The sequence below is a fragment of the Paraburkholderia sp. RL18-101-BIB-B genome, assembly GCF_046026985.1.
Classification (GTDB): domain Bacteria; phylum Pseudomonadota; class Gammaproteobacteria; order Burkholderiales; family Burkholderiaceae; genus Paraburkholderia.
Window position 1 is genome coordinate 33026 of record NZ_JARESV010000041.1, and the last position, 25843, is coordinate 58868.

34 protein-coding genes and 3 pseudogenes are annotated in these 25843 nt (G+C 61.8%); 30 read left to right on the forward strand and 7 right to left on the reverse strand.

Annotated elements, in window-relative coordinates; genetic code table 11:
- Positions 1 to 8: 8 nt before the first annotated feature.
- The 3 genes and pseudogenes from P0D73_RS35570 to P0D73_RS35580 all read left to right on the forward strand — a co-directional run bounded on the left by P0D73_RS35570 (position 9) and on the right by P0D73_RS35580 (position 2673).
- Positions 9 to 284 (forward strand): DUF1488 family protein, encoded by a 276-nt coding sequence (locus P0D73_RS35570; protein ID WP_408294477.1) that lies wholly within the window; start codon positions 9 to 11, stop codon positions 282 to 284.
- A 95-nt stretch (positions 285 to 379) separates the two neighbouring features.
- Positions 380 to 1400, forward strand: a pseudogene (locus P0D73_RS35575) (alcohol dehydrogenase catalytic domain-containing protein).
- 430 nt (positions 1401 to 1830) lie between these two features.
- Positions 1831 to 2673: a potassium channel family protein gene (locus P0D73_RS35580; protein WP_408319121.1), complete on the forward strand. Its 843-nt coding sequence runs from the start codon at positions 1831 to 1833 to the stop codon at positions 2671 to 2673.
- On the opposite strand, the gene P0D73_RS35585 is transcribed toward P0D73_RS35580, so the two are convergent.
- Positions 2636 to 3757, reverse strand: coding sequence for a PAS domain-containing sensor histidine kinase (locus tag P0D73_RS35585; RefSeq protein ID WP_408319123.1), 1122 nt, complete (start codon positions 3755 to 3757; stop codon positions 2636 to 2638). The genes P0D73_RS35580 and P0D73_RS35585 overlap by 38 nt on opposite strands.
- Positions 3758 to 4052: 295 nt before the next feature.
- On the opposite strand from P0D73_RS35585, the gene P0D73_RS35590 reads away from it, so the two are divergent.
- The 7 genes from P0D73_RS35590 (at position 4053) to P0D73_RS35620 (ending at position 7424) form a co-directional block, all read left to right on the forward strand.
- A complete protein-coding gene (locus tag P0D73_RS35590; RefSeq protein ID WP_408319125.1) occupies positions 4053 to 4205 on the forward strand; it encodes a hypothetical protein in 153 nt (50 codons plus the stop codon).
- Between the two features lie 176 nt (positions 4206 to 4381).
- Positions 4382 to 4738, forward strand: a complete 357-nt coding sequence (locus P0D73_RS35595) for an Hsp20/alpha crystallin family protein (RefSeq protein ID WP_408319173.1) — start codon at positions 4382 to 4384, stop codon at positions 4736 to 4738.
- 34 nt (positions 4739 to 4772) lie between these two features.
- Positions 4773 to 5423 (forward strand): BON domain-containing protein, encoded by a 651-nt coding sequence (locus P0D73_RS35600; protein ID WP_408294495.1) that lies wholly within the window; start codon positions 4773 to 4775, stop codon positions 5421 to 5423.
- 57 nt (positions 5424 to 5480) lie between these two features.
- Complete coding sequence (locus tag P0D73_RS35605) at positions 5481 to 5735, forward strand: UDP-glucose 4-epimerase (RefSeq protein WP_408294498.1); 255 nt, start codon at positions 5481 to 5483, stop codon at positions 5733 to 5735.
- Positions 5736 to 6222: 487 nt separating this feature from the next.
- Complete coding sequence (locus P0D73_RS35610) at positions 6223 to 6912, forward strand: CBS domain-containing protein (RefSeq protein ID WP_408294501.1); 690 nt, start codon at positions 6223 to 6225, stop codon at positions 6910 to 6912.
- Between the two features lie 41 nt (positions 6913 to 6953).
- Entirely contained in the window at positions 6954 to 7109 is a 156-nt protein-coding gene (locus P0D73_RS35615) for a hypothetical protein (protein ID WP_408319127.1), read from the forward strand.
- Positions 7110 to 7148: 39 nt separating this feature from the next.
- Positions 7149 to 7424 (forward strand): hypothetical protein, encoded by a 276-nt coding sequence (locus P0D73_RS35620; RefSeq protein WP_408294507.1) that lies wholly within the window; start codon positions 7149 to 7151, stop codon positions 7422 to 7424.
- 25 nt (positions 7425 to 7449) lie between these two features.
- Here P0D73_RS35620 and P0D73_RS35625 read toward each other — a convergent pair whose 3' ends face one another.
- Complete coding sequence (locus P0D73_RS35625) at positions 7450 to 8118, reverse strand: hypothetical protein (RefSeq protein WP_408319175.1); 669 nt, start codon at positions 8116 to 8118, stop codon at positions 7450 to 7452.
- A gap of 5 nt (positions 8119 to 8123) precedes the next feature.
- Positions 8124 to 8393 (reverse strand): hypothetical protein, encoded by a 270-nt coding sequence (locus P0D73_RS35630; RefSeq protein ID WP_408319129.1) that lies wholly within the window; start codon positions 8391 to 8393, stop codon positions 8124 to 8126.
- Positions 8394 to 8746: 353 nt separating this feature from the next.
- Here P0D73_RS35630 and P0D73_RS35635 point away from each other — a divergent pair, with 353 nt between their 5' ends.
- Complete coding sequence (locus P0D73_RS35635; protein ID WP_408294512.1) at positions 8747 to 8926, forward strand: DUF2964 family protein; 180 nt, start codon at positions 8747 to 8749, stop codon at positions 8924 to 8926.
- Positions 8927 to 9205: 279 nt separating this feature from the next.
- Here the strand turns inward: P0D73_RS35635 and P0D73_RS35640 are convergent, their stop codons facing one another.
- Entirely contained in the window at positions 9206 to 10237 is a 1032-nt protein-coding gene (locus tag P0D73_RS35640) for an Acg family FMN-binding oxidoreductase (protein WP_408319131.1), read from the reverse strand.
- 92 nt (positions 10238 to 10329) lie between these two features.
- Positions 10330 to 11112 (reverse strand): helix-turn-helix domain-containing protein, encoded by a 783-nt coding sequence (locus tag P0D73_RS35645; RefSeq protein WP_408434962.1) that lies wholly within the window; start codon positions 11110 to 11112, stop codon positions 10330 to 10332.
- A gap of 39 nt (positions 11113 to 11151) precedes the next feature.
- Here P0D73_RS35645 and P0D73_RS35650 point away from each other — a divergent pair, with 39 nt between their 5' ends.
- Together P0D73_RS35650 and P0D73_RS35655 are read left to right on the forward strand one after the other, a co-directional pair.
- Complete coding sequence (locus P0D73_RS35650) at positions 11152 to 11445, forward strand: hypothetical protein (protein WP_408294520.1); 294 nt, start codon at positions 11152 to 11154, stop codon at positions 11443 to 11445.
- Positions 11446 to 11633: 188 nt separating this feature from the next.
- Positions 11634 to 12110: a universal stress protein gene (locus P0D73_RS35655; RefSeq protein WP_408319137.1), complete on the forward strand. Its 477-nt coding sequence runs from the start codon at positions 11634 to 11636 to the stop codon at positions 12108 to 12110.
- 90 nt (positions 12111 to 12200) lie between these two features.
- Here P0D73_RS35655 and P0D73_RS35660 read toward each other — a convergent pair.
- Together P0D73_RS35660 and P0D73_RS35665 are read right to left on the reverse strand one after the other, a co-directional pair.
- A pseudogene (locus tag P0D73_RS35660) lies at positions 12201 to 12575 on the reverse strand (universal stress protein); the annotation flags it as partial.
- 101 nt (positions 12576 to 12676) lie between these two features.
- The gene (locus tag P0D73_RS35665) at positions 12677 to 12916 is read right to left on the reverse strand and encodes a hypothetical protein (RefSeq protein WP_408319139.1); all 240 of its coding nucleotides are present in this window, start codon (positions 12914 to 12916) and stop codon (positions 12677 to 12679) included.
- Positions 12917 to 13221: 305 nt separating this feature from the next.
- On the opposite strand from P0D73_RS35665, the gene P0D73_RS35670 reads away from it, so the two are divergent.
- The 17 genes and pseudogenes from P0D73_RS35670 to P0D73_RS35750 all read left to right on the forward strand — a co-directional run bounded on the left by P0D73_RS35670 (position 13222) and on the right by P0D73_RS35750 (position 25644).
- The gene (locus P0D73_RS35670) at positions 13222 to 13734 is read left to right on the forward strand and encodes a flavodoxin family protein (protein ID WP_408319141.1); all 513 of its coding nucleotides are present in this window, start codon (positions 13222 to 13224) and stop codon (positions 13732 to 13734) included.
- Between the two features lie 22 nt (positions 13735 to 13756).
- Positions 13757 to 14194 (forward strand): hypothetical protein, encoded by a 438-nt coding sequence (locus P0D73_RS35675; RefSeq protein ID WP_408295671.1) that lies wholly within the window; start codon positions 13757 to 13759, stop codon positions 14192 to 14194.
- A 133-nt stretch (positions 14195 to 14327) separates the two neighbouring features.
- Positions 14328 to 15821, forward strand: a complete 1494-nt coding sequence (atpD, locus tag P0D73_RS35680; RefSeq protein WP_408319143.1) for a F0F1 ATP synthase subunit beta — start codon at positions 14328 to 14330, stop codon at positions 15819 to 15821.
- Positions 15818 to 16276, forward strand: coding sequence for a F0F1 ATP synthase subunit epsilon (locus P0D73_RS35685; protein ID WP_408319145.1), 459 nt, complete (start codon positions 15818 to 15820; stop codon positions 16274 to 16276). The genes atpD and P0D73_RS35685 overlap by 4 nt, the downstream gene beginning before the upstream one ends.
- Positions 16273 to 16587 (forward strand): AtpZ/AtpI family protein, encoded by a 315-nt coding sequence (locus P0D73_RS35690; RefSeq protein WP_408295680.1) that lies wholly within the window; start codon positions 16273 to 16275, stop codon positions 16585 to 16587. The genes P0D73_RS35685 and P0D73_RS35690 overlap by 4 nt, the downstream gene beginning before the upstream one ends.
- Positions 16580 to 16861, forward strand: a complete 282-nt coding sequence (locus P0D73_RS35695) for an N-ATPase subunit AtpR (RefSeq protein WP_408295683.1) — start codon at positions 16580 to 16582, stop codon at positions 16859 to 16861. Before P0D73_RS35690 ends, P0D73_RS35695 begins: the two co-directional genes overlap by 8 nt.
- A complete protein-coding gene (locus P0D73_RS35700) occupies positions 16858 to 17556 on the forward strand; it encodes a F0F1 ATP synthase subunit A (RefSeq protein ID WP_408319147.1) in 699 nt (232 codons plus the stop codon). Before P0D73_RS35695 ends, P0D73_RS35700 begins: the two co-directional genes overlap by 4 nt.
- The gene (locus P0D73_RS35705; protein WP_054037454.1) at positions 17553 to 17801 is read left to right on the forward strand and encodes a F0F1 ATP synthase subunit C; all 249 of its coding nucleotides are present in this window, start codon (positions 17553 to 17555) and stop codon (positions 17799 to 17801) included. The genes P0D73_RS35700 and P0D73_RS35705 overlap by 4 nt, the downstream gene beginning before the upstream one ends.
- 9 nt (positions 17802 to 17810) lie before the next feature.
- Positions 17811 to 18560 (forward strand): F0F1 ATP synthase subunit delta, encoded by a 750-nt coding sequence (locus P0D73_RS35710; protein WP_408319149.1) that lies wholly within the window; start codon positions 17811 to 17813, stop codon positions 18558 to 18560.
- Positions 18538 to 20115, forward strand: coding sequence for a F0F1 ATP synthase subunit alpha (locus tag P0D73_RS35715; protein ID WP_408292496.1), 1578 nt, complete (start codon positions 18538 to 18540; stop codon positions 20113 to 20115). Before P0D73_RS35710 ends, P0D73_RS35715 begins: the two co-directional genes overlap by 23 nt.
- Entirely contained in the window at positions 20112 to 20957 is an 846-nt protein-coding gene (locus tag P0D73_RS35720) for a F0F1 ATP synthase subunit gamma (protein WP_408292494.1), read from the forward strand. Before P0D73_RS35715 ends, P0D73_RS35720 begins: the two co-directional genes overlap by 4 nt.
- Positions 20958 to 21136: 179 nt before the next feature.
- The gene (locus P0D73_RS35725; RefSeq protein WP_408292492.1) at positions 21137 to 21472 is read left to right on the forward strand and encodes a hypothetical protein; all 336 of its coding nucleotides are present in this window, start codon (positions 21137 to 21139) and stop codon (positions 21470 to 21472) included.
- A 63-nt stretch (positions 21473 to 21535) separates the two neighbouring features.
- On the forward strand, positions 21536 to 21994 hold the full coding sequence (locus tag P0D73_RS35730; RefSeq protein ID WP_408292490.1) for a universal stress protein: 459 nt from the start codon (positions 21536 to 21538) through the stop codon (positions 21992 to 21994).
- Positions 21995 to 22176: 182 nt separating this feature from the next.
- The gene (locus P0D73_RS35735; RefSeq protein ID WP_408292488.1) at positions 22177 to 23217 is read left to right on the forward strand and encodes a zinc-dependent alcohol dehydrogenase family protein; all 1041 of its coding nucleotides are present in this window, start codon (positions 22177 to 22179) and stop codon (positions 23215 to 23217) included.
- A gap of 56 nt (positions 23218 to 23273) precedes the next feature.
- Positions 23274 to 23705: an Hsp20/alpha crystallin family protein gene (locus P0D73_RS35740; RefSeq protein WP_408292486.1), complete on the forward strand. Its 432-nt coding sequence runs from the start codon at positions 23274 to 23276 to the stop codon at positions 23703 to 23705.
- Between the two features lie 168 nt (positions 23706 to 23873).
- A pseudogene (locus tag P0D73_RS35745) lies at positions 23874 to 24292 on the forward strand (alginate export family protein); the annotation flags it as partial.
- Positions 24293 to 24921: 629 nt separating this feature from the next.
- Positions 24922 to 25644, forward strand: coding sequence for an IS6 family transposase (locus P0D73_RS35750; protein ID WP_408319151.1), 723 nt, complete (start codon positions 24922 to 24924; stop codon positions 25642 to 25644).
- Positions 25645 to 25843: the final 199 nt, after the last annotated feature.

Genomic DNA, 25843 nt, shown 5'->3' on the forward strand with positions numbered 1-25843 from the left:
TGATGGTCATGAAGATTCATTTTCCCGAGGAACATCCGGAGTATTGCGCGCGCGACCTCGTCGTCGCGTTCCCGGCCGAAGTGGACGGTGCTCGCGTCCAGTGCGCGATCACCGCCGAAGCCCTCGAAGATCATTTCGGCGCCGCGTCGCTGCGCGAAGACGATCTGATCGCCGCATTTAACTCGAACCGGCATCCGATCGAACACGCAGCCAGGCGACTGCTTAACGAGATCGGCGCCAAACCGGTTCTGATGCACAGCGGCTACTTCCGCTTTTGCGGGTGAATTCGGCGGGGCGGCGGAGCGCAACGCTTCTTTAAATGCTCCACGCCAGCAAAAGCCCTGTAGTGGGCCGCTGGAGCAAGTTCGAGGAGCATCTTATGCGTGCGATGGTATTCGACGGTAGCGCAGCATCGCTGCGGGAGCAGGAGGTGCCCGATCCCGCCGCCGGTCCCGGCCAGATCCTGATCGATATTCACGCGTGCGGCGTGTGTCGCACCGATCTTCATCTGGTGGACCACGAACTCGAGCATCCCAAACAGCCGGTCATTCCAGGCCACGAAATCGTCGGCACGGTAGCCAGGCTCGGCGCGGGCGTGACAGGGTTCGCCGTTGGCGATTGGATGGGGGTGCCGTGGGTCGGCCACACCTGCGGGCATTGCCGCTACTGCCTGTCGGCGCGGGAAAATCTGTGCGACGAATCCGGCTTCACAGGCTATACGATCGACGGCGGTTACGCTGAGCGCACCATCGCCGACAGCCGCTACTGCTTTCATCTGCCGGGGCAGTACACGGACATCGAGGCGGCGCCGCTGCTATGCGCCGGTCTCATCGGCTATCGCACCCTGAGCATGGCGGGCAGCGCGCAGCGGATCGGCATCTACGGTTTTGGCGCCGCGGCGCAATATCGTCGCGCAGGTTGCGCGTCATCAGCAACGCACGTATGCGTTCACGCGCTCCGGCGATCACGCAGCCCAGCAACTCGCACTGCGTCTCGGCGCGGCTTAGACGGGCAGCAGTGACGAGGCGCCGCCCGACAAGCTCGATGCGGCGTTGCTTTTCGCACCGGTCGGTGCGCTCATTCCGCAAGCATTGCAAGCGGTCGCGAAGGAGGGCGTGGTGGTCTGCGGCGGGATTCACATGAGCGACATTCCGTCGTTCCCGTATGCGTTTCTGTGGGGCGAGCGACGCCCAGAACGCTTCGTGATCCTGGCCAGCCTCGGCAACGAGGGCGCGATCAGCCTCCATGCCGTCGATGCTGGCATGCCGTGCGAGCGGAATCTGCAATGCGGCGGCGTTGGGTGGAGCGGTATCGATGGTAGACATACTCCTCACATGAGTCATGAAGACGGTGAAGCGCGAAACGCTTTACCGATGAGGGCGGGCTCTTGTTGGCCATGAGGCGCCGGCGCCTGCGCTCCGTCGTTTGCGGTTCGCGGCGAATCAGCGTGGGTGCAGGGCGACTATGACCGAGTGGCGGGCGGCGCCTCTTGATGCATATCAAGGGGGGAGCGGAGCGCCGCACGCGTTCATGGCAGGAGTCTCGCGAGCGAGACGAAGCGCGGCAGCCTTGATGGAAATCAATCGCAACAGCACCGCGGGGACGATGATGAATTCTTCTTTCATCGGTCAACTGTCACCACGGCGAGCAGAATGCTGCTCGCATGACGGTCGATGATCCAGGTCAAATCATCTACTTCGTCATACCCGTACTTTTAAGAACAGGCGAGTTTGAGGGCAACGGTACGTCATGCCGTTGAATGAAAAATGACCAAGCGGAAATGGAAAGCGGGCGGGCGACAGCTTTTGCGCTGCTGAGGGCGGTGTCGACATGAAGGAGAGTTTGCGTGTTGCGGGTCTTGCCGGCGTCGACCCGCACGACAATGCGCGCGCCGTGCGGGCATGGCGGTGGATGCAGTGGGTTCTATTCGCTTTCACCGTGCTCGCCATTCCCGCGTTCTATTTCGAACTGGCGACTGCATCCGGGTTTCAGCTGGGCGGGCGCGCGCTCTACGCCTGCATGTCTGCTGGATTCGCGGCGGTCCTGACCCGTATGGCCTGTCTGAGCCACAAACCGCAGCGGTTCCTCAGACGCAATGGTTACGACGTTCTGATTGCTGTGGCGGCAGCGGCGAGTGTGGTGGGAGGAATCGCGCCGTGGTCGTCGGTCGAATGGGTGTTGCGCATCTTGTTCGTGGGGCTCGTGGCGGTGCGCATCGTGGTGTCGTTGAGAAGTTATTTCTCGCCTGGCCGCCTGTGGCTGCTGCTGCTAACGGCCGCATTGCTGCTCGTGTTCGCAGGCGCCGGATTTTACTGGCTCGAACCGAGCGTACATACATACGCCGAAGGCATCTGGCTCGCTTTCGAAAGCAGCGCGACAGTCGGCTTTGGCGACCTGGCGCCGACCACGCCTGCATCGCGCGTTTTCGCCGCCTTCGTCGTGTTGCTCGGCTACGGACTCCTGTCGCTGGTTTTCGCCAGCATCGCCGCGGTGTTCGTCGAACAGGAAGAGCGGATCTTGAGGCGCGAGATGCATCGTGACATCAAGGCGCTACGCGGTGAGATCGCCGCGCTGCGAAAAGACGTGCAGACGCTGGGCGGCGAAGCGCGTACTGCCAGCGTTCCGCTCGAGATGGTCAAACTGGCGGGCTCTCATCCGGACGAATCGCATTGATCGGTATCTGCACGGCGATCCTGAATCCCTTGTCGGGCGCGCTATCGATCTTCAGGGTGCCGTGCAGTTGGCGCACCCGCTCCCGCATGCCGAGCAGTCCAAATGAACCGCGCTTGCCAGCGTCAGCCACGACCGTACCGCGGCCATTGTCTTCGATATGAATCGTGCAGGTGTCAGCATCGCTCGATGCCTCGATTAGCACCTCGCTTGCCTGCGCATGCCGGGCCACATTCGTCAGCGCTTCCTGCACGATGCGGTATAGCGCGCTGGCCGCAAACGGCGCGACGGTCGCGTCGTCGATATCGGTATGGAACTTGACGGACATGTGAAACCGCTGCGTGAAATCGTCCACCAGCCATTCGAGTGCCGCCGCGAGACCGAGATCGTCCAGCATGGGCGGCCGCAAATTCGCGGCAATGCGGCGAAGCGATGCGATCATGCTGTCGATCTGACCTTGCAAGGCGATCGCGGCGGCGGATCCGGATGGATCGGTCCCATTTGCGGCGAGGCGCTGACTGAGCGCAATGATGCCCATCTTGAGCGCAATGAGTTGCTGGCCGAGATCGTCGTGCAACTCACGTGCAATGCGTCTTTGCTCATCTTCGCGGGCGACCTGCATATGTGCAGACAATTCGCTGGCGTGCTCGAGTTCGGCGAGCCGCATGCGCTCCGTCATATCCCGGGTGACCTTGGCAAAGCCCAGCAGGGCGCCGGACGTATCGTGGACGGCCGTGATCGTGACGTCTGCCCAGAATCGTGAGCCGTCGCGCCGCACGCGCCACCCCTGGTCCTCCGCGCGGCCTTGCGCGGTCGCGAGAACCAGTTCGCGGCCCGGCTTGTCGGCGGCGACGTCTTCAGGCATATAGAAGATCGAGAAATGTCGGCCGATGATTTCGTCGGCCACATAGCCTTTGATTTTGCGCGCGCCGCTGTTCCAGCTTGCCACGCGTCCCGTAGGATCGAGCATGAAGATTGCATAATCCTGCACCGCGTCTATCAGCAACGGATAGCGGTCCTCCAGCGGCACGTCGGAATCGTTCGCCGATCCGGCACTGCGCTTTGGATCGTTCCAGTTGAAAACCACCGGTATCTCCGACAAAGGTGTGAGATGCGATCGATCGGTTCAATTCAGATAAAGCAGGAACAAACTAAGTCTACGCCGAATAATGCCGCTGCTGCCGCCTATCGTCAGGGCGTTTTCGCCGCTGTAAGCGCACCGCGAAAACGGCCCGGCGGAGCACACTGCACTCGCTGTCGCGGCAAGCCGCCTTGCGATTGATTCAGGTCAACCGACTTCTGACAGCCGCGCCTACATTGGACGCACCGCTGCCGCGCCCGCGTTTTGCACGCACGGACCGCTTCACCACCTCGGGAGATCCATGATGGCTGGCAATTCCGTTACACGGTTCGATCTGTACCGCGCGAATCTAGCCTTCGCGCTGCAAATGCCCAGTTTCAGCCAGGAAGCGCGCCGGCAGGCCTACGAGTTCGAGATGCAGCGCATCCGACGTGCGAGCCTGGCTTCAGAATAGACGCGGCCCCCTGTTCCGGCTTGACCGAAATCATGCTTTCAGGTGCGTTGGCCTGCGGTGCGTGTCGCTTGATGCATGTCAATCGGTGTCGCTCAGACGAGCCTAAAGTCAGTCATATGGGATGCTCGATGCGAGTGCGGAGACCAGTGATTGCCCGCCAACGAAGCGCCGCCGGAATGCACCGGCCTCGACCCGGTTCCGTGTGGAGCAGGGCCGGAGGCCGACTAACTGAAAGCGGTAGCGCATACACCGTGAAGGCGGGAATGCCGGGCGCTGAAAGCAAAGACATCGACGTGAAGTTCGAGGGCAACCTAGTTTCGATCAGCAGCATGAAAGTCGAACAGAATCAGGAAATGAAAGACGGCGAGCATGTGATTCGCCGGGGCCGTGATACGGGCAGCGTCAGCCGTGCGTTTTCATTAGCAAGCGAAATCGATGAGAGGGCGGTCGCGGACGAGTACAGGGACGGCGTGCTTTCTCTGACGCTGCCGAAGAGAGCGCCATCCGAACGCAAGCGCTTGCAGATCAACTGACGCCGAATAGCTATTTGCAACTGAGGAGCACGCAATGAAGTCGGACATGGAATTGAAACGGCAGGTCGAAGACGAACTGACCTGGGATCCGGCGGTCAACGCCACGGACATCGGCGTCGAAGTGCGTGATCGCGTCGTGACGCTATCGGGCCATCTGACAAGCTATGCCGAGAAGCTCGCGGCGGAAAAAGCCGCACAGCGTGTGGCCGGGGTGAAGGCCGTCGTTGTGGAATTGGACGTTCGTCTGTTGCATTCGGACGTGAGGACTGACGAGGAAGTTGCCAACGCCGTTCGCGCGATCATGCACTGGACTGTGGGGTTGAGCGAGGAAGCGGTCAAGGTGCAGGTCGAAAAGGGCTGGGTGACATTGAGCGGCGAAGTCGATTGGGCCTACCAGAGTCACGTCGCCACGCGCACGATTTCACAGATGCGTGGCGTGACAGGTGTCTCGAACCTCATTCAGATAGGCGGCGACGCGGCCGCGCAGGATATCGGCGAACAGATCGGCAAGGCGCTGCAACGCCACGCCGAACGCGAGGCGAAACACATCGGCGTGAAGGTGCACGAGGGAAAGGTCACGCTCACCGGCATGGTTGACTCGATGGCTGAGCGCTCGGCCGCGCGCGGGGCGGCGTGGTCGGCACCGGGCGTGCGCGCGGTCGTCGACAATCTGACGGTGGTGTAGAGATGCTTGCCTGCCCCGCGTGCTTCACTTCGACGACGCATCAACAGGGAGCAACTGATGACGCTTTCAGCTAACGTGGGCGACGGCGACTGGTCAGTCGCCGCAACCACACATCCCGCAGCGGGCGGCTTTGATTGCTCTATCCAACTCAGCCATCACACATCAGATGGAATCTTCAAACACGAGTTCAAGCACAGCGGTATTTTTCCGACCGAGCGCGAAGCCGTTCTGGCGGGCTTGCGCGAAGGTATGGAGTGGCTTCGGCTCAAGATGTCCAACACTTTGTCGATCAGCGGGTGTCAGAACCGTTGAACCGCTTTGAGCGGCACGCGCACATGCAGTGCTTGCTCGATCCGGGCAAAGAGAGGTCTGCGCGAGCAAGACTGTCGAATCCCACATCCCGCTCGAACTCCGAGTCGAAATTCACGGCGTTGGAATGGCTTTCGTCCGAGTGAATTTCGGCGTGGACCGCTGCAACTGCGCTCGGAACCGTTGCGGCTAGTTGCGCATCGTTGAAAGCTTGATCGTTTTGCTCCATGGACAAACCAAACTGTATGCCGCCTGTTCGACAAGAAGGCTGGTGCCGGGTGATCTGAACTGAATCAGGCGGCGAGGCATTGTTACAGCGGGCGGATCGACAGGCGCACACAACGGCCTTCGATATGATCCATGTCAAATGATGGTATGTCAGGCGGGCCTAATCTCAAACCACGTGAGGGCTTGCCGATGGCCGGATACAGACGGCCGGTACGGGCCGTCCCCACACACTGAAGGATCCTAACCGTTCAGGGGGCTTACCATGCGCGTATCCGATGTCATGACCAGTAACGTCATATCGGTCACACCCGAGATGACCGTGCAAGAGGTCGCCAGAATTTTTGTCGGCAACGGCATTAGCGGCGCGCCGGTGCTCAATCCAGACGGGCAGATCGCGGGCATGATCAGCGAAGGCGATTTGCTCCGCCGCACCGAAATTGGTACCGACGAGCGCCCACGGGCCTCCTGGCTCGATTTCTGGTCAGCGAGCCACGAAGCACGGGATTACATCAAGACCCATGCGGCAAAGGTGCGCGACGTGATGACCACTGCGGTGGTGTCCGTTCAGCCCGACACGCCGCTTCGCGAAGTGGCCAGCATTCTTGAGACGCGGCGCATCAAACGCGTGCCCGTCACGGAAGCGGGACGGCTCGTGGGTATCGTGAGCCGCGCCAATGTCGTGCAGGCACTCGCTAGCGTGCCGGAGGAGTCGGCGTCGGATGTGTCGCTCTCTGACGGTGAGATTCGCGCGATGTTAATGGGCGAACTCGCGGGGCGTAAATGGAGCTTCGCCGGGCGCAATATTGTCGTCGCCGACGGCGTCGTGCATCTGTGGGGCGTATTCCATTCGCTGGAGACCGTCGAAGCGGTTCGCGTGGCCGCGCAAAACATACCTGGTGTCAAGCGCGTGGCCGATCACACCGAGCCGTATCCCGTGATGCCGGGCATCTAGCAAACTTCGGCCGGCACAGGCCGGCCGTAAGCCTTGGAGGCATGATGGCTCAGACCATTCCCGCGGAACGGCTCGGTATGCAACGCAGTGCCTTCGACCAACTGTTCGGCATCACCAGTCTTTGCTGCGACGCTTTTGAACGGCTGACCGCGGCAAATCTTCAGGCAATCCTATTTGGCCTCGTTGAGACACTGTAGGGCCTTGCGCGCACATGCGTCGCGGGCAATCTGCCGGAGATGCTGTGCCTGTCGACCTTGCTCGCGCCAGCGGGATTCGCCCAGGCGCTGTCGTACAGCCAGCAGTTCTTCGAGATTATGTCTGATTTCCAGCGAGATTCCACACCGCCGCAACCGGCTGGCGTGGTTCGGCCACGGCGCATGTCGCGGACAAACTGCTCGGCAGCCTGGCCACCCAGTCGCTCGTGCTGTGCGACGTGCTGGCCGACACCACAACTGCGACGGCTGAATGGCCCGACACCATTCGACCGGGTGCGACACCTGTGCGCGGTTTAAACATCGACGACAGATAAGCGCGCAATTACTCCTGCTGGCGCAACGCTTCGCGAAACTGCTTCAGACGCGCCTGATATTGTTCCGCATCACCATAGGCCAGGAAACGTTCGTATCTTGCATGGGTGCCGAGCACTTTGTGGGCGTGCTTGATGGGGCACCAGTACTGCTCCGTGCGGGAGGCAATCTCTGTACCGTATGCGAAGAGGCCATTCGCATATTCGCAGTACGCGAAGTGAAACTTCTCCATAAAGTTAAGGCCGAGTTGCGAGCGATCCAATACGATGTAGTCGACACGTTTGACCTTAGCGACGCGGTAGATTGGAAAGCAGAGGGCCTGGTAAATCGAGATGCAAAGTTCGAGAAACACCAAGGGCACAATGAGCACGTAGACGAACGGTGCCGCGAAAGAATTTTGCGGTCGGCTATCGAGAATCCAGTGAACGATGCCCGCTTTCGACTCGCGGTGAATCTTGCCAACGGCTTCATCGAATTCAACGCGTTTGCCCGTGATTCGATAAAAGAGCTTTGTCTCCCTTTGATGCAACTCGGTCTGAAGTTCCGACTCGAGCGCGCTGATCTGATTCAAAATATGCTGTATCCGCTTGTCCACACGAACTCCGTTGCGGTTAAGAGATTGGGGCTGCGTGGACAGCAGCCGGATGCTGCATACAAACACTACAACAGCCGGCCACACGCCGCTCAACTAGTGCTGCTTCCCGAGCGCGCAGCATCGATGGCCTTGTCGCGCTCAGCGCGCGCTTTGGCAACCGCCTGATCGCGGACTTTGTTTGCTGCCTTCACTCTTGCGTTGTATGTGGAATTCGCGGCGCGGATCTCACTCCTCATCTGGACGATGCTGTCGGTGCTTTCCGTGGTTTGCGCGGCGGCCGCGGACGCGTTTTGAGCCCACGCCGGTGTCGTGCCGAGCGTCGCCAGCGCGATTGATAGGACCAGGATACTTCGTTTCATACTGTTACCTCCAGGAGGTATGGGTGGGTGTCTGTCGGTACGCGAGACGAGTTTCGGTTCCAGCCTCGTAGCGGGCAATGGCCTGTCAATTGGATGCAGCCAGTCTTCGAACTGGCTGTCCTCGACGGTCTAACGACACCGTCACCAACCATTAAGCGCGCTGTGTGTCCGCAGGAGTTGACCGGGATCAATCGCCGCGACATCAGTGACGGGAAGGGCGGGAGGGAAGAGGGGCCGGCGCTTGATGCAAATCAATCGCAATACCTGCGTTGCGTCGATCGTGAACTGATCATTGACGGCTCGTGCATGTCGTACCTGTAGGGAATCACGCGCATCGAGGCAGGGGAGGAATCATGGGCCGGGCAGAACCCAGAATCATTCTGGCAGCGGCGGCCGTTTTCACGGCATTGGCAGGGATGGGAGCGACTATCCGCGGCCTGTTGTTCGACAGTCAAGCTTTTATCGACTATGGCGCGTTGGCACTGATTCTAGGCGTCGCCAGTTTCGTTGTTCTGCTGATGCCCACGACTTGAGACGACACTTTGCTCCTCGCGGGTAAGGGGGGCGTCCCCACGTCAGTGCCCGCGCTTTTGCCGCCCTGCGTGAAAATCCACTATGAAAAGTGCCTTTTGGTGAATTGGCGGACGTTATGCGAAGACGACGCAAGTGGCGCGTTCATTGCGCAACGATATCCGCTCGAGCGGGCTGCGCGCAGCCTGCACGAAAACGGCGGCAAGCCGATCATGAGCGCAGCGGCCATATGCCTTTTGCCGGGGACAAAAGCTGCGATTGGCGGTCTGCGGGTATACGCGCTACGACATCACGTCGGCGAGCGGACGCCGTGGCGAATGGGGCGCCTGTGCGCCGCGGCCGACGCGTATCAGCAGTTGCGGCATGCCGTCCAGATTGAGAACGGCGCGCAGCCGCTCGCGCAGCGGCGTCGATTCGATAGGCTGATTCAGATAGGAGGCCGTCATGCCGGCGGCGGCGGCGGTCAACAGCACCCGCTCGAGCGCCTGGCCGGCAGTGAACCACGCGGGGGCGTCGTCGGTTCCGGTAGTGATGCACAACAGTAACGGCGAGCCGATGGCCAGTGCGTGATGCGCCGCGGCCACGCCACCGCCTAGGTCGAACGTGCGAATCACCGAGCTGACGAGCGGCACCGCGAGATCGAGCAAGCCGCGCATGCCGGCCGACAACGCCGGCATGCCATCCTGGTTGCGCCCAGGATGGACCCAACTGGCGAGCTCCCTGCGAAATCGCGGATCCTTGAATTGCGTCTGATCGGCTTCCCCGATTAGCGCGGCGAGATCTTCGCGCCCAGCTGCGCTTTCGACGCAGACGATGTCGCAGCCTTCCGCCGCCCCAGCCTCGAGGAGCCGTCGTTGGAATTCGGGTGGCGCCGGTTCGTCGACGAAGGTGTCGCGAGTCGTGACGCGCTGCTGGATCGCGTCGAAGAGCGGGATGAGGCTGTTGTCGCAGTGGCCCTCGGGAACAATGCGCAAATGCGCCAACACGTCTACGTCGGCCGGCGCGGGAAACGGCGTGATCGCATAAGCCAGCCCGAAGCGGCTCAATGCAACCCGCAGATTGAACAGTGCCGCGCCACAGCTGATGATCAGTTCGCGGTCGAATGGATCGACGACGGGCAACGCTCGCGTGCGGTCGGCACAGACCGTCAAACAGTCGCCATCGACGATGAAATGCCAAGGCTGCGTATTGTGGTTGGACGGCGCCAGCACCGCATAGCGAAGCGCAAAGCGCAGTTTTTCTTCGATACTCGCATGCTCATCGAGCTGCCGGGGGTCGACGGACCATGCCGTTGGTTGGGAAATTGCGTTCATTCAGGGTCTCCTTCGCGCGTGTTCGATGTGCTGTCTCGTCAATCCATCTTGCGCAGTCTTGTCGCGTCCCGCGATCTCAGCCGCGGCACAAACTAGACACGGGCGAGGCCTTCCATGTCGAGAATCCTGATCTGCTTACCGTGCGTATCCACCAGCCCGTCTTTCTGGAATCTGGAAAACATCCGGCTGACTGTTTCGAGTTTCATTCCGAGGTAGCTGCCGATCTCCTCGCGCGTCATCCGCAGATGAAATTCCGCCGGCGAGTAGCCGCGTGACTTGAGCTTGCCCGACAGATTCAGCAGAAATGCGGCGACTCGCTGGTCAGCGGACATCGTGCCGAGCAGCATCATGAGCGTCGCCTCGCGGACGATCTCGCCGCCCATCAGGCGATGCACATGCTGCTGGATCGTCTTCACATCGCGGCACATCGCTTCGAGCAGATGAAAGGCATTGATGCAGACCTTGCTGTCTTCAATGGCGAGGGCGTCGCAACTATGCCTTCCCGAGCACACACCGTCGAGGCCAAGCACGTCGCCAGCGAGACTAAAGCCGGTGACCTGTTCGCGCCCGTCGCGATGCATGACGATGGTTTTGAATGAACCGGCACGCACTGCGTAGATGCTCTGGAACGAGTCGTTGGCGCGATAAAGTGACTCTCCACTTCTGATGGTGCGCGAAGTGCTAATCAGCGCTTCCATCCTGTCTGTTTCTGCCTGCGTCAGGCCTTGCGGCATACAGAGCGCGTGCATCGTACAGGCGGAACAGTTGGTAACCGTGCGGGCTCTGGCTGACGTTGCAGGCGCTGAATTCTTCAGTACATGCAGCGGGACGCGCGCGATCGGCATGATTTCTGGGTATTCAGCGACGTCGGACATGGTGTGTTCCTGTCTAATAGAGGACATGTGCGAAAGCTCGTGGGCAATGCGTTTGATCGTATTGCAGGCAAGATCAAATTCGTTCGTCTTGTCGAAGAACTACCGCGCGACGCTTGGGAGGCAAGTCTGCGGCCGGGCGTGCCGCCATCCGTCGCCAAAGATGAGTGGCTGGAATGCATGATTGAAGTATCGGTCGCGCTGTCTCAAATTGATATCGGCGGGGAACGAACTTCAGGTAGGCGAGCACGAAGCCGTGTAGGGGATTTCCTACGCGAGATTTTTTGGCGCATCCAGGAATTGAAAGGTACTCACCGTCTTGCTACTGACACATAACGTATCGGCAATTTCACTGAGCATTTGTTCTGGAGGTTGCGAGGAACGCGGTCGACTTGCAATCACGTTGAGGCAGGTTGCGGCGCTTGATCTTCGTCAAGCGCGTTTTGGTGCGCAACTGCAGACTGAAGCACGAAACGCCTGCTGACCGCAGCCATTTGCAGCGAGGCGAATTCTTGGAGAAAGTCATGTACAAACGGATTCTCGTTGCAATCGACGGCAGTCAGGCGGCCCAGCTCGCGCTCGAAGAAGCACTGAAAATCGCTGAAGCGGCGCAGGCGATCGTGACCGCGGTGTTCGTAGCGGAACATGCCGCGCGGCTGGTCGATGTCGGCACCGGGCTTATCGATGCGCAGCCATGCACGACGGCCGACGCGGAAGCTGCCAGGGCTACGCTGGAAGACGCGCGCGCGATGTTCGAGCAGCGCAAGGTGCGCGGCCTCACGCGCACCATCGATGCGTATGGCGAGGACATTGCCGGTGTGCTTTGCCGTGCCGCCGAAGAGTGCGAGGCCGATCTGGTGGTGATGGGCACGCATGGCCGGCATGGAATCGGGCGCCTGTTGCTGGGCAGCGTGGCCGAAGCGCTCTTGCGCCGTACCAAAGTACCGGTTCTCATGGTTCGGCGCGAGTTTGCGATCGACGAGATCCCATCAAGCCTTTAAGGGGAAGCGCCCAGCAAGCAGGCGCTTCAAAACTGCGCGAGGGGCTCTTTCCGCGTACCCCTGTGCTCCCATGAGTCCCCGGGCGTCGGATCAATGCGACATCAGCACCGGTACCGTCATCGACTGAAGCATGCTTCGTGTCACACCGCCGAAAAGTCGTTCCTGTACGCGCGCATGGCCGTACGCGCCCATCACCACGAGGTCGATATGGCGGTCGGTAAGCATATTCAGTAGCAGTGAACCTGCGGAGACGCCGGACACGCAGGGGGCGGTCGCAAATCCCGCTTGAATGTTGTGCCGTTCCAGCCACGCGGCGAAGTCGATGCCGGCAGGTTCGCTGTGTGTCGGCCCTGCTTCCACGGTCACTACGGTGACGAACTTCGCATGTTTGATAACCTGCATCGCGTCGGTGAGGGCGCGGGCGCTTTCGCGGCTGCCGTCCCAGGCGATCAGCACCCGAAGGCCGGCTCCCTCCAGCAGATACCTCGAGCCGCTGACAGTTTCTGCCGCGCCTAGAAAAGTCAGCTTCATGCCTCACCTCTTTTGGTGAATAGGCCGCATGCTGGTCACGTTGCCGCGCGTTGACCGAAGTTGTTGCAGAGCGCCTCAGCGAAGCGTTTGAAGGCGTGCAGTGAGCCCGCGATGCTTTGGTATTTCTCGCGCCCGATTTGCCCGTCCAGCGTGATCAGCATTCCGGAGTCGCGGGCCAGCGCGAGAATTTCGTCGAGTTCGCTGGCGGTATCGCGTGTGTCCTGCGCTTGTCCGGCCTGCGCAGTGGCATGGACGGATAAAGTATCGTTCGGCATGGCTGGTCTCCTTACAGGTCAACCTCGGCACGTTTATCGCGAGCGTCGCAGGGCTTTCGATTGCTGCTGTCCTGAAAGTTAGTATTGGTCAGGGCACGGTGGATAGAAATCAGGTGACGCTGAGCTGCGCGTAGGGCGTCCTACGCTCATGTCAGGCATTCCCTACACGCCAATGGAGCAATAATGACGGTCGAGTTCGATGCTTGACATGGATCATGAGAACTCTCCTAGCCACGCCTATGCTCGGGACAGGTACTGCGGATCCCGCATGTGAACGCATAACGGCACGTGGTACGGAGATCAAAATGTCCGAAGCTAACGTTCTTGTCGTGTATTACTCGCGCACCGACACCACGCGTTCGCTTGCGTCGGCACTTGCAGGGATGCTGGACGCCGATCTCGAGGAGATCTGCGACTGCAGCAATCGCGAAGGACCCGGCGGCTATCTGCGCTCGCTAGTCGATGCGATCCGCAAGCGGCACGTTGAAATCGTACCGGCGGGGCGGGATGTCTCGGCGTACGATCTCGTTGTCATCGGCTCGCCAGTGTGGGCGGGTTCGGTGTCGGCCCCGTTGCGTTCTTACCTCATGGAGAATCGAGCGCGGTTGCCGCAGGTGGCGTTCTTTTGCAGCTTCGGCGGGCGGGGCGCTGACAAAGCGCTGCGTGAGATGCAGCAGATTGTGGGCAAGCCAGCCGCCGCCGAATGCAAGGTCATTGCGAGCGAGGCGCTTCACGGTGTGCACGCTGCCCTTGCCGTGTTTGTCAGTGACCTCAAGCGGCACATCGCCAAATCGCGAAATCTCGAATGGGCGTGTTGATTCGTCGGGGGAATGAGCGGACATGGAAAATAGATTGATCCTCGCCCTTCTGATCGCCGGACTCGCGGCGTGCACCACCGAGGCACGCGTTGCCGCGCTTCGCGATACGGAAATTCAGCTCGACGAAGCGCGCGCCCATGCGTCGGTGGAATGTTCCACGCGCGCAGATTGCGATCGTCTTTGGACCCTGACCAGGACGTATGTTGCACTGCGCTCGGTGACGCCGATTCGCCACGCCGACGAAACGGTGATCGAAACGGCCGAGCCACACATGTTTGGCGCCGTCTATGTGTGGGCGACGCGGACGACCGACGAAAGAGGAGCCTCGACGATCAGCCTCAAGGGTTTGTGCCGGGGTATGTATCGGGCAGATGGCAACCCGGGCTGGCTGTACAGAAGTTGCGCCGAGCAGATCCGTGCGGTGGAAATGAATTTCCGCGCATTCGTCGGCGCGTCGTGACGATGGGCAAGGACGGCCCAGCCTCCTGCCTGCGGATCGCAAGTTATCAACTGCGATACGTTTGACAAAGGTCATTTTTCCGGGCCGATCGCGGCGTTACCTTGCGACTGTTCGAACCTGCTACGGGATCCCTATGTCGACTCATCCAGAAGCAGATCCATCAGCAGGACAGTCGACTGCAAACGACGGCTGCGTCGTCGCAGTGCGGGGCGCGGTCGTCGACGTCAGGTTTGCGGATGGTCCGCTTCCTCCCATCGAAGACGCACTACTCATCCTGTCGGACGATCTCGCGCCGGTGCTCGCCGAAGTGCAGACACACCTGAGCGAAACCACGGTGCGCGCGCTAGCGTTGCAAGCGACGGCGGGATTGCGGCGTGGCGCGCGCGTGCAAGCCTGTGGCGGTCCCATTGCGGCGCCGGTCGGCGAGGCGGTGCTCGGGAGGCTCCTCGACGTGACGGGCGCGACTCGTGACGACGGTCCCGCACTTCCCGCGCTTATAGAGCGCCGTCCGATTCATCGCGCTGCGCCGCCGCTCGCCGCGCAGACGGGCTCGACGACGCTATTCTCCACCGGCATCAAGGTGATCGATCTGCTCGCGCCGCTCGCCCAGGGTGGCAAGGCGGCAATGTTCGGCGGAGCGGGCGTCGGCAAGACGGTGCTGGTCATGGAGTTGATCCATGCAATGGTCGAGCGCTATCAGGGCATTTCGGTGTTCGCCGGGGTCGGAGAACGCTCGCGCGAGGGGCACGAGATGTTGCTCGACATGCGCACGTCTGGCGTCCTGGCGCGCACGGTGCTGGTATATGGCCAGATGAATGAACCACCCGGCGCACGCTGGCGTGTACCGTTTACGGCGTTGACGATCGCCGAGTATTTCCGCGACGAACGCCGCCAGAATGTGCTGCTGCTGATGGATAACGTGTTTCGCTTCGTGCAGGCGGGTGCCGAGGTGTCGGGCCTGCTGGGGCGCATGCCTTCAAGAGTCGGTTATCAGCCTACGCTGGCGAGCGAAGTCGCGAGTCTGCAGGAACGTATTGTTTCGGTTGGCGACGTGTCGGTCACTGCAATCGAGGCCGTCTACGTGCCCGCCGACGATTTCACCGACCCGGCGGTGACCGCGATCGCAGCGCACATCGACAGCATGGTCGTGCTGTCCCGCGCGATGGCCGGGGAGGGGATGTACCCCGCCATCGATCCGATCGCATCTTCATCGATCCTGCTCGACCCGCTCGTAGTCGGTGAGGAACACGCGGCGGTTGCGATCGAGGTGCGCCGGATCATAGAGCACTACCGCGAGTTGCAGGACGTCATCTCCTTGCTTGGTATCGAGGAACTGGGCGCCGACGACCGCGTGCTCGTAGGGCGTGCGCGGCGCCTGCAGCGTTTTCTGACCCAGCCTTTCGCTGTCACCGAAGCCTTCACGGGTGAAGCGGGCCGTTCCGTGGCGATCGCCGACACGATTGCCGGCTGCAAGGCGATCCTCGCCGGCGAGTGCGATACGTGGCAGGAAAGCTCGCTCTACATGATCGGCATACTCGACGAGGGTCGCCGCAAGGAAGCGGCGGCCGCCGCACAGGACGCCGTCGCACCGGACGCCAGCGCGCGTGCCGTGGAGCAGGTGCCATGAGCCGCGCGCCTTTGACACTGACCGTCGCGACGCCTTCGACGCTGTGGTTCGACGCCGTCGAGATCGTTTCCCTGCGCGCGCAGGACGAAAGCGGCTCGTTCGGCATCCGCGCCGGACATGCCGACCTCGTGACGCTGCTGACGCCGTCGGTGGTGCGCTGGACCTGTGCGGACGGCGTCACCCATTACTGCGCAGTGGACGGCGGCGTGCTGTTGGTATCGGGCGGCGTTCAGGTGTCGATCGCCTGCCGCGAGGCGATTCCCGGTGATTCGCTGGACAGTCTGGAAGCCGGCGTGCGCAGCCGTCATGCCGATGAAGACGACGCGGCACGCCGCGCCCGTGTCGAGCAATTGCGATTGCATGCGCGCGCAGTGCGTCAGATGCTGAGCTATCTGCGCCCGCGCCCGGGCATCGATGGTGCCGATGGATCCGGCATGGGAGCGCATCTGCGATGAACCCGCACCCTACCGATGAGCACGACCCGCACGACAGGATGGCCGGCGCAGCGCGCGAGGCCGCCGAGCGTGATTCGCGCGGCCGGGCGGAACCCGAGCCATCGCTCGGCAGCAGGCTCGGACAGATTGGCATCCTCGGTTGGGCGATCGTCCTGCCGACGCTGATGGGACTCGCGCTCGGACACTGGCTGGACCGAACCTTCGGCACGCGGGTGTTCTTTTCGGCACCGCTTCTGATGCTCGGCGCCGTAGTCGGCTTCTGGTCGGCTTGGAAATGGATGCACCGGCAGCAAGGAGGGCACCATGAATAGCGCACCGTCGTCGATCGTCGCGCAGGCCGCGCTTGGACTCGCGGTCGGCACGTTAGCGGGCGCATGGCATTTCATGTCGCTGCGCTGGAACGGCCCGCTGTTTGCCGAAGGCCGCGCGGCAGCCGCGCTGGCGCTTCAGCTTGCCCGTTTCGCGCTCACAGGTGCGTTGCTGCTGACGCTCGCGCATTTCGGCGCACTGGCGCTGCTGACGGGCATGGCAGGCATTCTGCTCGCGCGCGCAATCGCAATGCGTCGTCACGGAGGCCGGCCATGACCGCTTCACCACTGGCAACCGCGCCGCTCCTGCAGGTCGGTGTATTCTCCATCACCGGGCCGGTACTTACAACCTGGGCACTGATGACGTTGATGACCGCGTTGTCCGCCTTGCTGTGCCGCAACCTCTCGCTCACGCCTGGCAAGACGCAAACGGTGCTGGAACTGCTGGTCGACACTATAGATCAGCAGATCCGCGACACCATGCAGACGAGTCCCGCCAGGTATCGCGCGTTGATCGGCACGCTGTTCCTGTTCGTGCTGATCGCCAACTGGTCCGCACTGGTGCCGGGCGTGACGCCACCCACCGCGCACCTCGAAACGGACGCCGCGCTCGCGCTGATCGTACTGGGCGCCACAATCTTCTACGGCATACGCACGCGCGGCACCGCGGGCTATTTTGCGGCCTTCGCCGAGCCGAGTTGGGTGATGATTCCGTTGAACGTCGTCGAGCAGATCACGCGAACGTTTTCCCTCGTAGTGCGCCTGTTCGGGAATGTGATGAGCGGCGTGTTCGTGATCGGCATCATCCTTTCCCTCGCGGGCCTGCTCGTCCCGATTCCTTTGATGGCGCTGGATCTGCTCACCGGCGCCGTACAAGCCTACATTTTCGCGGTGCTGTCGATGGTGTTCATCGGTGCAGCGATCAGCGATACCCATGATCCCGTCGGCGTCGAACAGGGCAACACCTCATGAATAACCTCATTGAAGTCGTCAGCATCGCCGCCGCCGCGCTTGCTGTGTCGTTCGGCGCGATCGGGCCGGCACTGGCCGAAGGCCGCGCCGTCGCGGCCGCAATGGACGCGATCGCGCGGCAGCCGGATTCGGCTGGCACCGTTTCGCGCACCCTGTTCGTCGGGCTGGCCATGATCGAGACGATGGCGATCTATTGCCTCGTCATCGCCTTGTTGCTGCTGTTCGCCAATCCGTTCGTCAAGTAGGCGCCGGTCATGCGAATCGACTGGTCGACGCTCGCGCTGCAGACGATCAATGCCCTGGTCCTCATCTGGCTGCTGGCGCGTTTCCTGTTCCGTCCGGTAGCGAGGATCATCGCCGAGCGTCAGAAGGCGGCTCAGTCACTGATAGCGGATGCCGAAGCGGCAAAGCGGGCGGCGGTTCTGGAACGCGACACCGCGGCTCGCGAAACGCAGCAGCTCACCGCCGCGCGCGGCGACGCCTTGAAGGCAATCGCGGTGGAGGCGGAGGCGCAGAAAGCGGCACTACTGTGCGCCGCGCAAAGCGAGGCGGACAAGGTGCGCTCGACAAGCATCGCCCAGGCCGGGGCGGCGCGCGTCGAGCAGGACAAACTGGTGGCGCGGCGGGCTACGCAGCTGGCCGTCGATATCGCGGCGAAGTTGCTCGCCAGGCTGCCCGAAAGTGCGCGCGTGAGCGGATTCATCGAGGGTCTCGCCGAAGGCATTGTGCAGCTGCCCGAAGCGGTTCGCGCACAGCTCGGTGCGAACGGCACCGCGCTCAAGGTCTTCGCGCCGCGCGCACTGACGCAGCCGGGGCAGGAGCGTTGCCGCGAGGTGCTCGCGGCCAGCCTGGAGCGACCTGTGTCGCTACAGATCGAGGTCGATCCTCTCCTCATTGCCGGGCTGGAACTGCGGGCCGACCATGCGGTGGTGTGCAACAGTCTCGGGGCCGATCTCGCGCGAATCAGAACGGCGTTGCTGGATGGCGACCATGCGCCCGGCTGACATGGCCGACGATCCCTGGCTGACGGAACAGCGCACTACGCTGACCCGCACGGCGGTGGCGCCCCATGCGCAGACGCTCGGGCGCGTCGAACGGTTCGGGGACGGCATCGCCTTTGTCTCCGGGCTGCCTGATGCGGCCCTCAACGAACTGCTGCATTTCGAAAGCGGCGCGACGGGCTTCGCGCACACGTTGGACACGGACCTAATCAGCGTCGTGCTGCTGGACGACGGCAGCGCAGTCGAAGCAGGGACTCGCGTGACCCGTACCGGCGCTGTGCTTGAAGTGCCGGTTGGCGAGGGGCTGCTGGGCCGCGTGATTGACCCGCTCGGACGGCCGCTCGACCGTGACGAGCCGGTCGTGGCCGCGCGACGCATGCCGGCTGAGCGGCCCGCGCCTGCGATCATCGAACGCGACCTGGTCAGCGAGCCAGTCGAAACCGGCGTGCTGCTCGTCGACGCGTTGTTCGCGATCGGCCGCGGCCAGCGGGAACTGATTATCGGCGATCGCGCCACCGGGAAAACCGCGCTGGCCATCGATACCATCGTCAATCAGAAGCAGTCGGACATGATCTGCGTGTACATCGCCATCGGCCAGCGTACGACCGCCGTGCAGCGAGTGATCGAATCCGTGCGCCAATACGGCGCGCCCGAACGCTGCATCTTCGTGGTCGCCGGCGCATCGTCCGCGCCCGGGTTGCAGTGGATCGCGCCGTTCGCGGGCTTCACCATAGCCGAGTACTTTCGCGACCGCGGACAACACGCGCTGGTCGTTATCGACGACCTCACCAAACATGCCGCCACCCACCGCGAACTGGCGCTGCTGACGCGCGAACCGCCGGGACGCGAGGCCTATCCCGGCGACATCTTTTACGTACACGCCCGCCTGCTCGAACGGGCGGCCAGGCTGTCGGCCAAACTCGGCGGCGGCTCCCTGACGGCGCTGCCGATCGCGGAAACGGATATGGGCAACCTGTCCGCTTATATCCCGACCAACCTGATTTCCATTACCGATGGGCAGATCGTGCTGAATGCCGCGCTATTCGCGGCGAACCAGCGCCCGGCCGTCGACGTGGGCTTGAGTGTGAGCCGGGTCGGCGGCAAGGCGCAGCACCCGGCGCTGCGGGACGTATCGGGGCGTCTGCGGCTCGATTACGCGCAGTTTCTCGAGCTCGAGATGTTCAGCCGCTTTGGCGGTCTGACCGACGCGCGTGTCGCCGGCAAGATCGCTCGTGGCGAACGTATCCGCGCACTGATTGCCCAGCCGCGTTTCAGCGCCTTGCGCACGCTCGACGAGATCGCGCTGCTTACGGCACTCGCGGCAGGCGTGTTCGACGCCGCGCCTGCCACGATCATCGCTGAAGTGCGAACGCAACTAGCCGCGCGACTGCAGGGCCCGCGCGTGCAATCGGAACTGGCGCAGGCTCGCGCGCGTTCATCGTCCGCACCGTTTGACGCAGCACTCCAGGCTGTACTGGTCGTCACGGTTCGCGAGCTCGTTCAACAGATGACGCCACCGGTCGCCGGTGGGCCCTCCGGAACCGGGAATCCGACATGAGCGGCCAACTCTCCGAAATCGAATCACGCAGCGTCACCGCCCGCCAGCTCGACGCCGTCATCGGCGCTATGCGTGGGATTGCCGCGGCTCGCTCGCGGGAAGCCCAGAAGCGGCTGCCCGGCATCCGTTCTTCGGCGTCGACAGTGGGCGCCGCGATTGGCGCCGTACTCGCTCACGGCGGCGGAGTGCCTGAGCGTGCACCGGATCACGGCGCGCAGATCTTCATCGTGCTCTGCGCGGAGCAGGGGTTCGTTGGCGCGTTCAATGAAGAGATCCTCGACCACACGCTGTTCCGACTTGCGTCGGCGCACAGCGAAGTTCTGCTCGTGGGAACGCGTGGCCAGATCGCCGCCAATGAACGTCACCTCACGTTTGCATGGAGTTCGCCGGCCGCGTCCCATGCCGACGACGTGGCCACACTGGCCAACCGTATCACCGATGCGCTCTATCAACGTCTCGAGCCTCAGACGGCTACGAAGGTGTCGGTCATTCACGCGGTGCCCGGCATCGCGGCGCATGGCGAGATCGTCGAGCATCGCCTGATTCCGTTTGATTTTTCGCGTTTCCAGGCGGTGCGGCGCAGCCAGCCGCCGTTGCTCACGTTGCCGGCCGAGCGGCTGCTCGCCGGGTTGGTCGAAGCCTATGTCTATGTGGAGCTGTGCGAGGCGCTGATGCTCTCGTTCGCCGCCGAAAACGAAGCGCGCGTGCGCGCGATGATGGCTGCGCGCGCCAACGTGAGGGACACGCTCGATGAACTGACGCAACGGTACCGGCAGGTCCGCCAGGACGAAATCACGGCTGACATCGTGGAATTAGCGGCGAGTGCCGAGACTGCCGTTTGAGCGGACGCGTAGTTGATGTCTTGACGCAAGTCAATTAGCTCAAGCTGTTCGCGCCGATGATCTAAACGTCCGGGCAGTGTTTTCATATCGCGATGCCAGCGATGCGGCCGCGGCAGACGATTTCGCAGCAAGTTGCGCGACAAGGTGTTACGCCAGGGAGAAGGCAAATGGGAGTTGGCATGCAAATCGTCTATCTCGGTTTCGCGGGCACGTCGCAGATCGAAGCCGAGGCGGCGTCGCAATTGATTCGTCTGGAACGTTTCGGCAAGTCCATTGCGGGCTGCCACCTCGCGGTTGAATCCATCCACGTGACGGCGGATGGCTACCGGAACGGAGCCTATGCCGGTGAAGCGCCCACACCGCTGTTCGACGCCCGGCTCGACCTGATCATGCGCGATGGCGAACTGGTCCCGGTCAGACATTGCCTCAACACCAGCGCCAATGCGGCGATCAAGGCTGCATTCGATTTCGCCGAACAGAAGCTCAATGGGACTCCGGCTCGTACGCGGCCCTGACCCGCTCGATACCGAAGTCGGGCAGCCCGCCTTGTCTTTCGCAATGCACACTGAGGAGGAAACATGTACGCAAACATTCTAATAGCCGTGGACGGCAGCGAAGCGTCCAACCGTGCGCTCACCGAGGCGATCCGCATGGCCAAACTGGCGCGCGCCAAACTGACCGCCGTCTACGTTATCGACCAGTCTGGCGCGTTCACGTACGCGGGCGCCTGCGACCCCCATCTGCTGACTGACGCGGAGCGCCAGGTTGGGCGAAGCCTGCTTAACGACGCTGTCGCTAGGATGAACGAGTTCAACGTGTCCGGGCATTCCGAGATTATCGAGACGCTGGGCATCGCCGAGGACATCGCCAGTTGTATCGCGCGTTATGTCGACGCGCACGGCGTGGATCTCGTCGTGATGGGCACGCACGGCCGGCGTGGCATGCGGCGCATGGTGCTCGGCAGCGTCGCCGAGCGTTTCGTGCGCCATTCGCCGTGCCCCGTGCTGCTTGTTCGGGAGCCTGCGGTCGACGCCTGAGCGGGAAGCAGGGAAGGTTCCCATCAGCGTAAGCGCTGGCGCGATCCGTGGGCACTGACGAGGCCATTTTTCCAGGCGTGCTGCCGACGCTGACTTCCGCTTGATACATGTCAAGCGAGACTACGTCAGCCGGCCTACAGTCAGTCGTACAGCAGTTCTGTTTCGTCCAACGGAGGCATTCCATGAAAGCGCTCGTGTATCACGGTCCCGGCAAGAAATCGCTCGATGAACGGCCGATTCCCAAGCTCGCCGCACCCGGCGATGCGATCGTCAAGATGACGCGCACCACGATTTGCGGCACCGATCTGCACATTCTGAAAGGAGACGTGCCAACTTGCGAGCCTGGGCGCATTCTCGGACATGAGGGCGTTGGCATAGTCCAGGAGGTCGGCGCGGCCGTCTCCGCGTTCAAGCAAGGCGATAGGGTGCTGATTTCGTGCATTTCTTCGTGCGGCAAATGCGACTACTGCCGGCGCGGGATCTACTCGCACTGCACGACAGGCGGCTGGATTCTGGGTAACAAGATCGACGGAACGCAGGCCGAGTACGTGCGCATTCCGCACGCCGAGACCAGTCTGTACCCGATTCCGGCCGGTGCTGATGAGGAAGCGCTCGTCATGCTCTCGGACATCCTGCCCACCGGCTTCGAATGCGGCGTGCTGAACGGCAAGGTGCAGCCGGGCAGCACAGTGGCGATTGTCGGTGCTGGCCCGATCGGTCTCGCCGCGCTCCTGACCGCACAGTTCTATTCGCCAGCGCAGATCGTCATGATCGACCGCGACCGCAACCGTCTCGAAGTCGCTAGCCGCTTCGGCGCCACGGCCTGTATCGACATCGGCAGTGCCGATCCGGTGGCCGCCGTGATGCAACTGACGGACCAGACGGGCGTCGATTGCGCGATCGAGGCCGTAGGGGTACCCGCGACGTTCGAATTGTGCGAGGCGCTCATCGCGCCCGGCGGCGTCATCGCGAATATCGGCGTGCATGGCGTCAAGGCCGATCTGCACCTGGAAAAACTTTGGGACCGCAACATCTCGATCACGACGGGTCTGGTCGACACCGTCAGCACGCCGATGTTGCTCAAGACTGTTCGCGCGAAGCGCATCGATCCAGCGCAACTCATTACTCACCACTTCCAGCTCGAGGACGTGGCTAATGCCTATGACACCTTTGGCCGTGCGGTTGAAACGCACGCGCTCAAAGTCATTATCGAGGTGTCTTAGGCATTTTACGAAACCCAGTATCCATGACGTTCATGGACGATTCCAGGAGTAACACGATGAGCAACTTGACTCGATTTGACCCGTTTCCACTCGAACCCATGTCGGAACTGTTCCAGGGGCTATTCCGCCCGCTACGCGGCGCGCCGGGCGGCGATGCGCCGCTCGCCGACATCAAGGTGGATGTGACGGAAAGCGACACAGCGTACACGGTGAAAGCCGAACTACCAGGCGTTGAGAAGAACGATATCGACGTGAAGATCGACGGCAATCTCGTCTCGATAAGCGCCAAGGTCGAGCGCAAGCAGGAACTGAAAGAAGGAGAACGCGTCGTTCGACGTGAGCGTTACTCGGGCTCCGTCAGCCGCTCGTTCTCGCTCGCGACGGAGATCAACGAAGCGACCGCTGCGGCCGAGTACAAGGACGGCATACTCTCGTTGACGCTTCCCAAAAAAGCGACCTCGGAGAGCAAGCGCCTGCAGATCAATTGATTGCCGTCGCGCCGGGGCGTGTGGCGTTACGCGCCCCGGCGGGTCCAGTATTATCGGCACTTTTTAATCGCGCCGTGGATGGAAGATGAGCCATGCGGCAAGACTTGTCAGAAGCATCGCAATTAGTGCGACGATCCAGAAGCCGTGAGCGTCGTATCTGAAGGGGAGGCCGCGAGCGACCGGCATCCGGGTGATGGACGCGTCGAGACCTTCAATCCGCTGTTTCCGAACGGCTACTACTTCACGCTGGCGGGATACACGGGCTATAGCAACGTGATTCACGTGAAGCCGTCGATCACGTTCAAGGTATCGCCAAAGGTCACGTTAGTGACGGCGCTCGGTTTCCAGTGGCGCGCGCCGGCAGCTGATGCGATCTAAGGTCAAGGGATGGCCGTGGTGCCCGGCACGGCGGGGAAGGGAACGCGCTGGACGGGGATGTATGCGCAGATTCGCGCCGACTGGCCCGTCAGCCGGAACGTTGCGCTCGCGCTGGAAGCGGTGCATTTCGAAGTCGGTGACTCGATCCGTGCGCTCGGCGCGCGCGCAATGCGGATTATGTGGGCATCGAAGCGAAGTTTGGATGGTGACCGGGTAGCCGCTACGGCTGGACACAGAGCACTTGTTGCATCGACCGTTGTCTCGCATCGGCGGTAGCACGTTTATTGCGGCGAATCCGGACGGAACTCACTGCGGGTGCCGCACGGTGGAGGAATTCTGCCACTGCGCGACGGTATCTTTCCGTCCTCATTCGCCACTTTCATCGAGTCATGCAAATGGGCATCAGCCAGCGAGGGCCTCCCGGGACAGCTCACCGTTCCCCGTCTTTCCCAATTTCACGAATGCAACTAACTGTCATGTGCAAAACCGCTACCCGCAAAAAGGTCAAAAAGCGAAGTCTGTAGAGGAGCGGGGCGATGGCATTGTGTCCATGTCCGCACCCAAATTTCGCAGTCGGTGTTGGCAGTCGCAGTCTGCCGCCATCCGTGTTGTTCAGTGAAAACCGGTGTCCCGTTCACCGACAGAAGCTTGAGACGAAATGCCAGCATTGCGGGCAGGAGACACCCTACATCCTCAACGCGAATCTTGTGGGCTCACCGTATCGTTGTGCGCGCTGCGGCGCGCTTTACGCAACGTGATCGCCTCCAGCTTTTTGGGCTCTGTCGCGATAAGCCGAAGGGGTAAAATCCGGAGCAGACGAAATTCCCAGAATGGCACGATGAAGAAGACGCACACTCCGCGAAAGGCACTGACCTCGGGCATAGCCAAAGTTCTGAAGCGACTTCACTATCCGCTCGAAGTGATATTGGTCTGCGTGAGATGGTACGTGGCCTACTCGCTGAGTCTGCGTGATCTCGAGGAAATGATGGGTGAGCGCGGTATTTCAGTCGATCATTCGACCGTGCACCGCTGGGTGATCAAGCTGGTGCCATTGCTCGAGAAAATGTTTCGCAAACACAAAAGGCCGGTCGGCAAAAGCTGGCGGATGGACGAGACCTACCTCAAGATCAGGGGTCAGTGGAAGTATCTCTACCGCGCCGTGGACAAGGCCGGCAACACCATCGACTTCCTGCTGCGCGCCCGTCGCGACAAGCCTGCAGCGCGCCGCTTCTTCGAGAAAGCGATTGGCCAGAACGGCGCCCCGCAGACGGTCAACATGGATAAGAGCGGTGCAAATCTGGCCGCCGTCCAGGCGATCAACGCCGCACGCGAAACACCTATCCGCGTCCGTCAGGTCAAGTATCTGAACAATCGCATCGAGCAGGACCACCTGGCCATCAAACGCCGAACCCGACCCATGCTCGGTTTCAAGGATTTTCGTTGTGCACGCATCATTCTGGGCGGCATTGAGGTGATGCATATGATCCGCAAGGGGCAAATGAAATGCGCCAAAGGGAACTGCGCGTCCGCCGCACAGCAATTCTATTCCCTCGCCTCATAAACGATCGCGCCCGGTACACTGCGCTCGTCCCTCCGTCCTTATCGCGACAGAGCCAACGAACGTCCCCGAAAAACACTAGACTTCGACACACCAGCTGAACGATTTCAGCAAGCCGTTGCATCCACCGGTTGAATCCGCATTCGAGAGCGGTCATAGGAATAGCGGCGAGTCGAATGACGGCAGCGGGTCGACCAGAGTC

Bases quoted from the DNA above. Each gene is read 5' to 3' on its own strand.
- P0D73_RS35665 (WP_408319139.1), bottom strand. From the start codon at position 12,916: ATGCCGAACGATACTTTATCCGTCCATGCCACTGCGCAGGCCGGACAA.
- P0D73_RS35720 (WP_408292494.1), top strand. From the start codon at position 20,112: ATGAGCGGCCAACTCTCCGAAATCGAATCACGCAGCGTCACCGCCCGC.
- P0D73_RS35705 (WP_054037454.1), top strand. From the start codon at position 17,553: ATGAATAACCTCATTGAAGTCGTCAGCATCGCCGCCGCCGCGCTTGCT.
- P0D73_RS35570 (WP_408294477.1), top strand. From the start codon at position 9: ATGAAGATTCATTTTCCCGAGGAACATCCGGAGTATTGCGCGCGCGAC.
- P0D73_RS35675 (WP_408295671.1), top strand. From the start codon at position 13,757: ATGGAAAATAGATTGATCCTCGCCCTTCTGATCGCCGGACTCGCGGCG.
- P0D73_RS35725 (WP_408292492.1), top strand. From the start codon at position 21,137: ATGCAAATCGTCTATCTCGGTTTCGCGGGCACGTCGCAGATCGAAGCC.
- P0D73_RS35640 (WP_408319131.1), bottom strand. From the start codon at position 10,237: ATGAACGCAATTTCCCAACCAACGGCATGGTCCGTCGACCCCCGGCAG.
- P0D73_RS35630 (WP_408319129.1), bottom strand. From the start codon at position 8,393: ATGAAACGAAGTATCCTGGTCCTATCAATCGCGCTGGCGACGCTCGGC.
- P0D73_RS35600 (WP_408294495.1), top strand. From the start codon at position 4,773: ATGAAGTCGGACATGGAATTGAAACGGCAGGTCGAAGACGAACTGACC.
- P0D73_RS35700 (WP_408319147.1), top strand. From the start codon at position 16,858: ATGACCGCTTCACCACTGGCAACCGCGCCGCTCCTGCAGGTCGGTGTA.
- P0D73_RS35590 (WP_408319125.1), top strand. From the start codon at position 4,053: ATGATGGCTGGCAATTCCGTTACACGGTTCGATCTGTACCGCGCGAAT.
- P0D73_RS35670 (WP_408319141.1), top strand. From the start codon at position 13,222: ATGTCCGAAGCTAACGTTCTTGTCGTGTATTACTCGCGCACCGACACC.
- P0D73_RS35655 (WP_408319137.1), top strand. From the start codon at position 11,634: ATGTACAAACGGATTCTCGTTGCAATCGACGGCAGTCAGGCGGCCCAG.
- P0D73_RS35620 (WP_408294507.1), top strand. From the start codon at position 7,149: ATGCTGTGCCTGTCGACCTTGCTCGCGCCAGCGGGATTCGCCCAGGCG.
- P0D73_RS35715 (WP_408292496.1), top strand. From the start codon at position 18,538: ATGGCGACCATGCGCCCGGCTGACATGGCCGACGATCCCTGGCTGACG.
- P0D73_RS35730 (WP_408292490.1), top strand. From the start codon at position 21,536: ATGTACGCAAACATTCTAATAGCCGTGGACGGCAGCGAAGCGTCCAAC.
- P0D73_RS35605 (WP_408294498.1), top strand. From the start codon at position 5,481: ATGACGCTTTCAGCTAACGTGGGCGACGGCGACTGGTCAGTCGCCGCA.
- P0D73_RS35615 (WP_408319127.1), top strand. From the start codon at position 6,954: ATGATGGCTCAGACCATTCCCGCGGAACGGCTCGGTATGCAACGCAGT.
- P0D73_RS35690 (WP_408295680.1), top strand. From the start codon at position 16,273: ATGAACCCGCACCCTACCGATGAGCACGACCCGCACGACAGGATGGCC.
- P0D73_RS35750 (WP_408319151.1), top strand. From the start codon at position 24,922: ATGAAGAAGACGCACACTCCGCGAAAGGCACTGACCTCGGGCATAGCC.
- P0D73_RS35695 (WP_408295683.1), top strand. From the start codon at position 16,580: ATGAATAGCGCACCGTCGTCGATCGTCGCGCAGGCCGCGCTTGGACTC.
- P0D73_RS35685 (WP_408319145.1), top strand. From the start codon at position 15,818: ATGAGCCGCGCGCCTTTGACACTGACCGTCGCGACGCCTTCGACGCTG.
- atpD (WP_408319143.1), top strand. From the start codon at position 14,328: ATGTCGACTCATCCAGAAGCAGATCCATCAGCAGGACAGTCGACTGCA.
- P0D73_RS35740 (WP_408292486.1), top strand. From the start codon at position 23,274: ATGAGCAACTTGACTCGATTTGACCCGTTTCCACTCGAACCCATGTCG.
- P0D73_RS35610 (WP_408294501.1), top strand. From the start codon at position 6,223: ATGCGCGTATCCGATGTCATGACCAGTAACGTCATATCGGTCACACCC.
- P0D73_RS35595 (WP_408319173.1), top strand. From the start codon at position 4,382: ATGCACCGGCCTCGACCCGGTTCCGTGTGGAGCAGGGCCGGAGGCCGA.
- P0D73_RS35635 (WP_408294512.1), top strand. From the start codon at position 8,747: ATGGGCCGGGCAGAACCCAGAATCATTCTGGCAGCGGCGGCCGTTTTC.
- P0D73_RS35645 (WP_408434962.1), bottom strand. From the start codon at position 11,112: ATGTCCGACGTCGCTGAATACCCAGAAATCATGCCGATCGCGCGCGTC.
- P0D73_RS35710 (WP_408319149.1), top strand. From the start codon at position 17,811: ATGCGAATCGACTGGTCGACGCTCGCGCTGCAGACGATCAATGCCCTG.
- P0D73_RS35580 (WP_408319121.1), top strand. From the start codon at position 1,831: ATGAAGGAGAGTTTGCGTGTTGCGGGTCTTGCCGGCGTCGACCCGCAC.
- P0D73_RS35735 (WP_408292488.1), top strand. From the start codon at position 22,177: ATGAAAGCGCTCGTGTATCACGGTCCCGGCAAGAAATCGCTCGATGAA.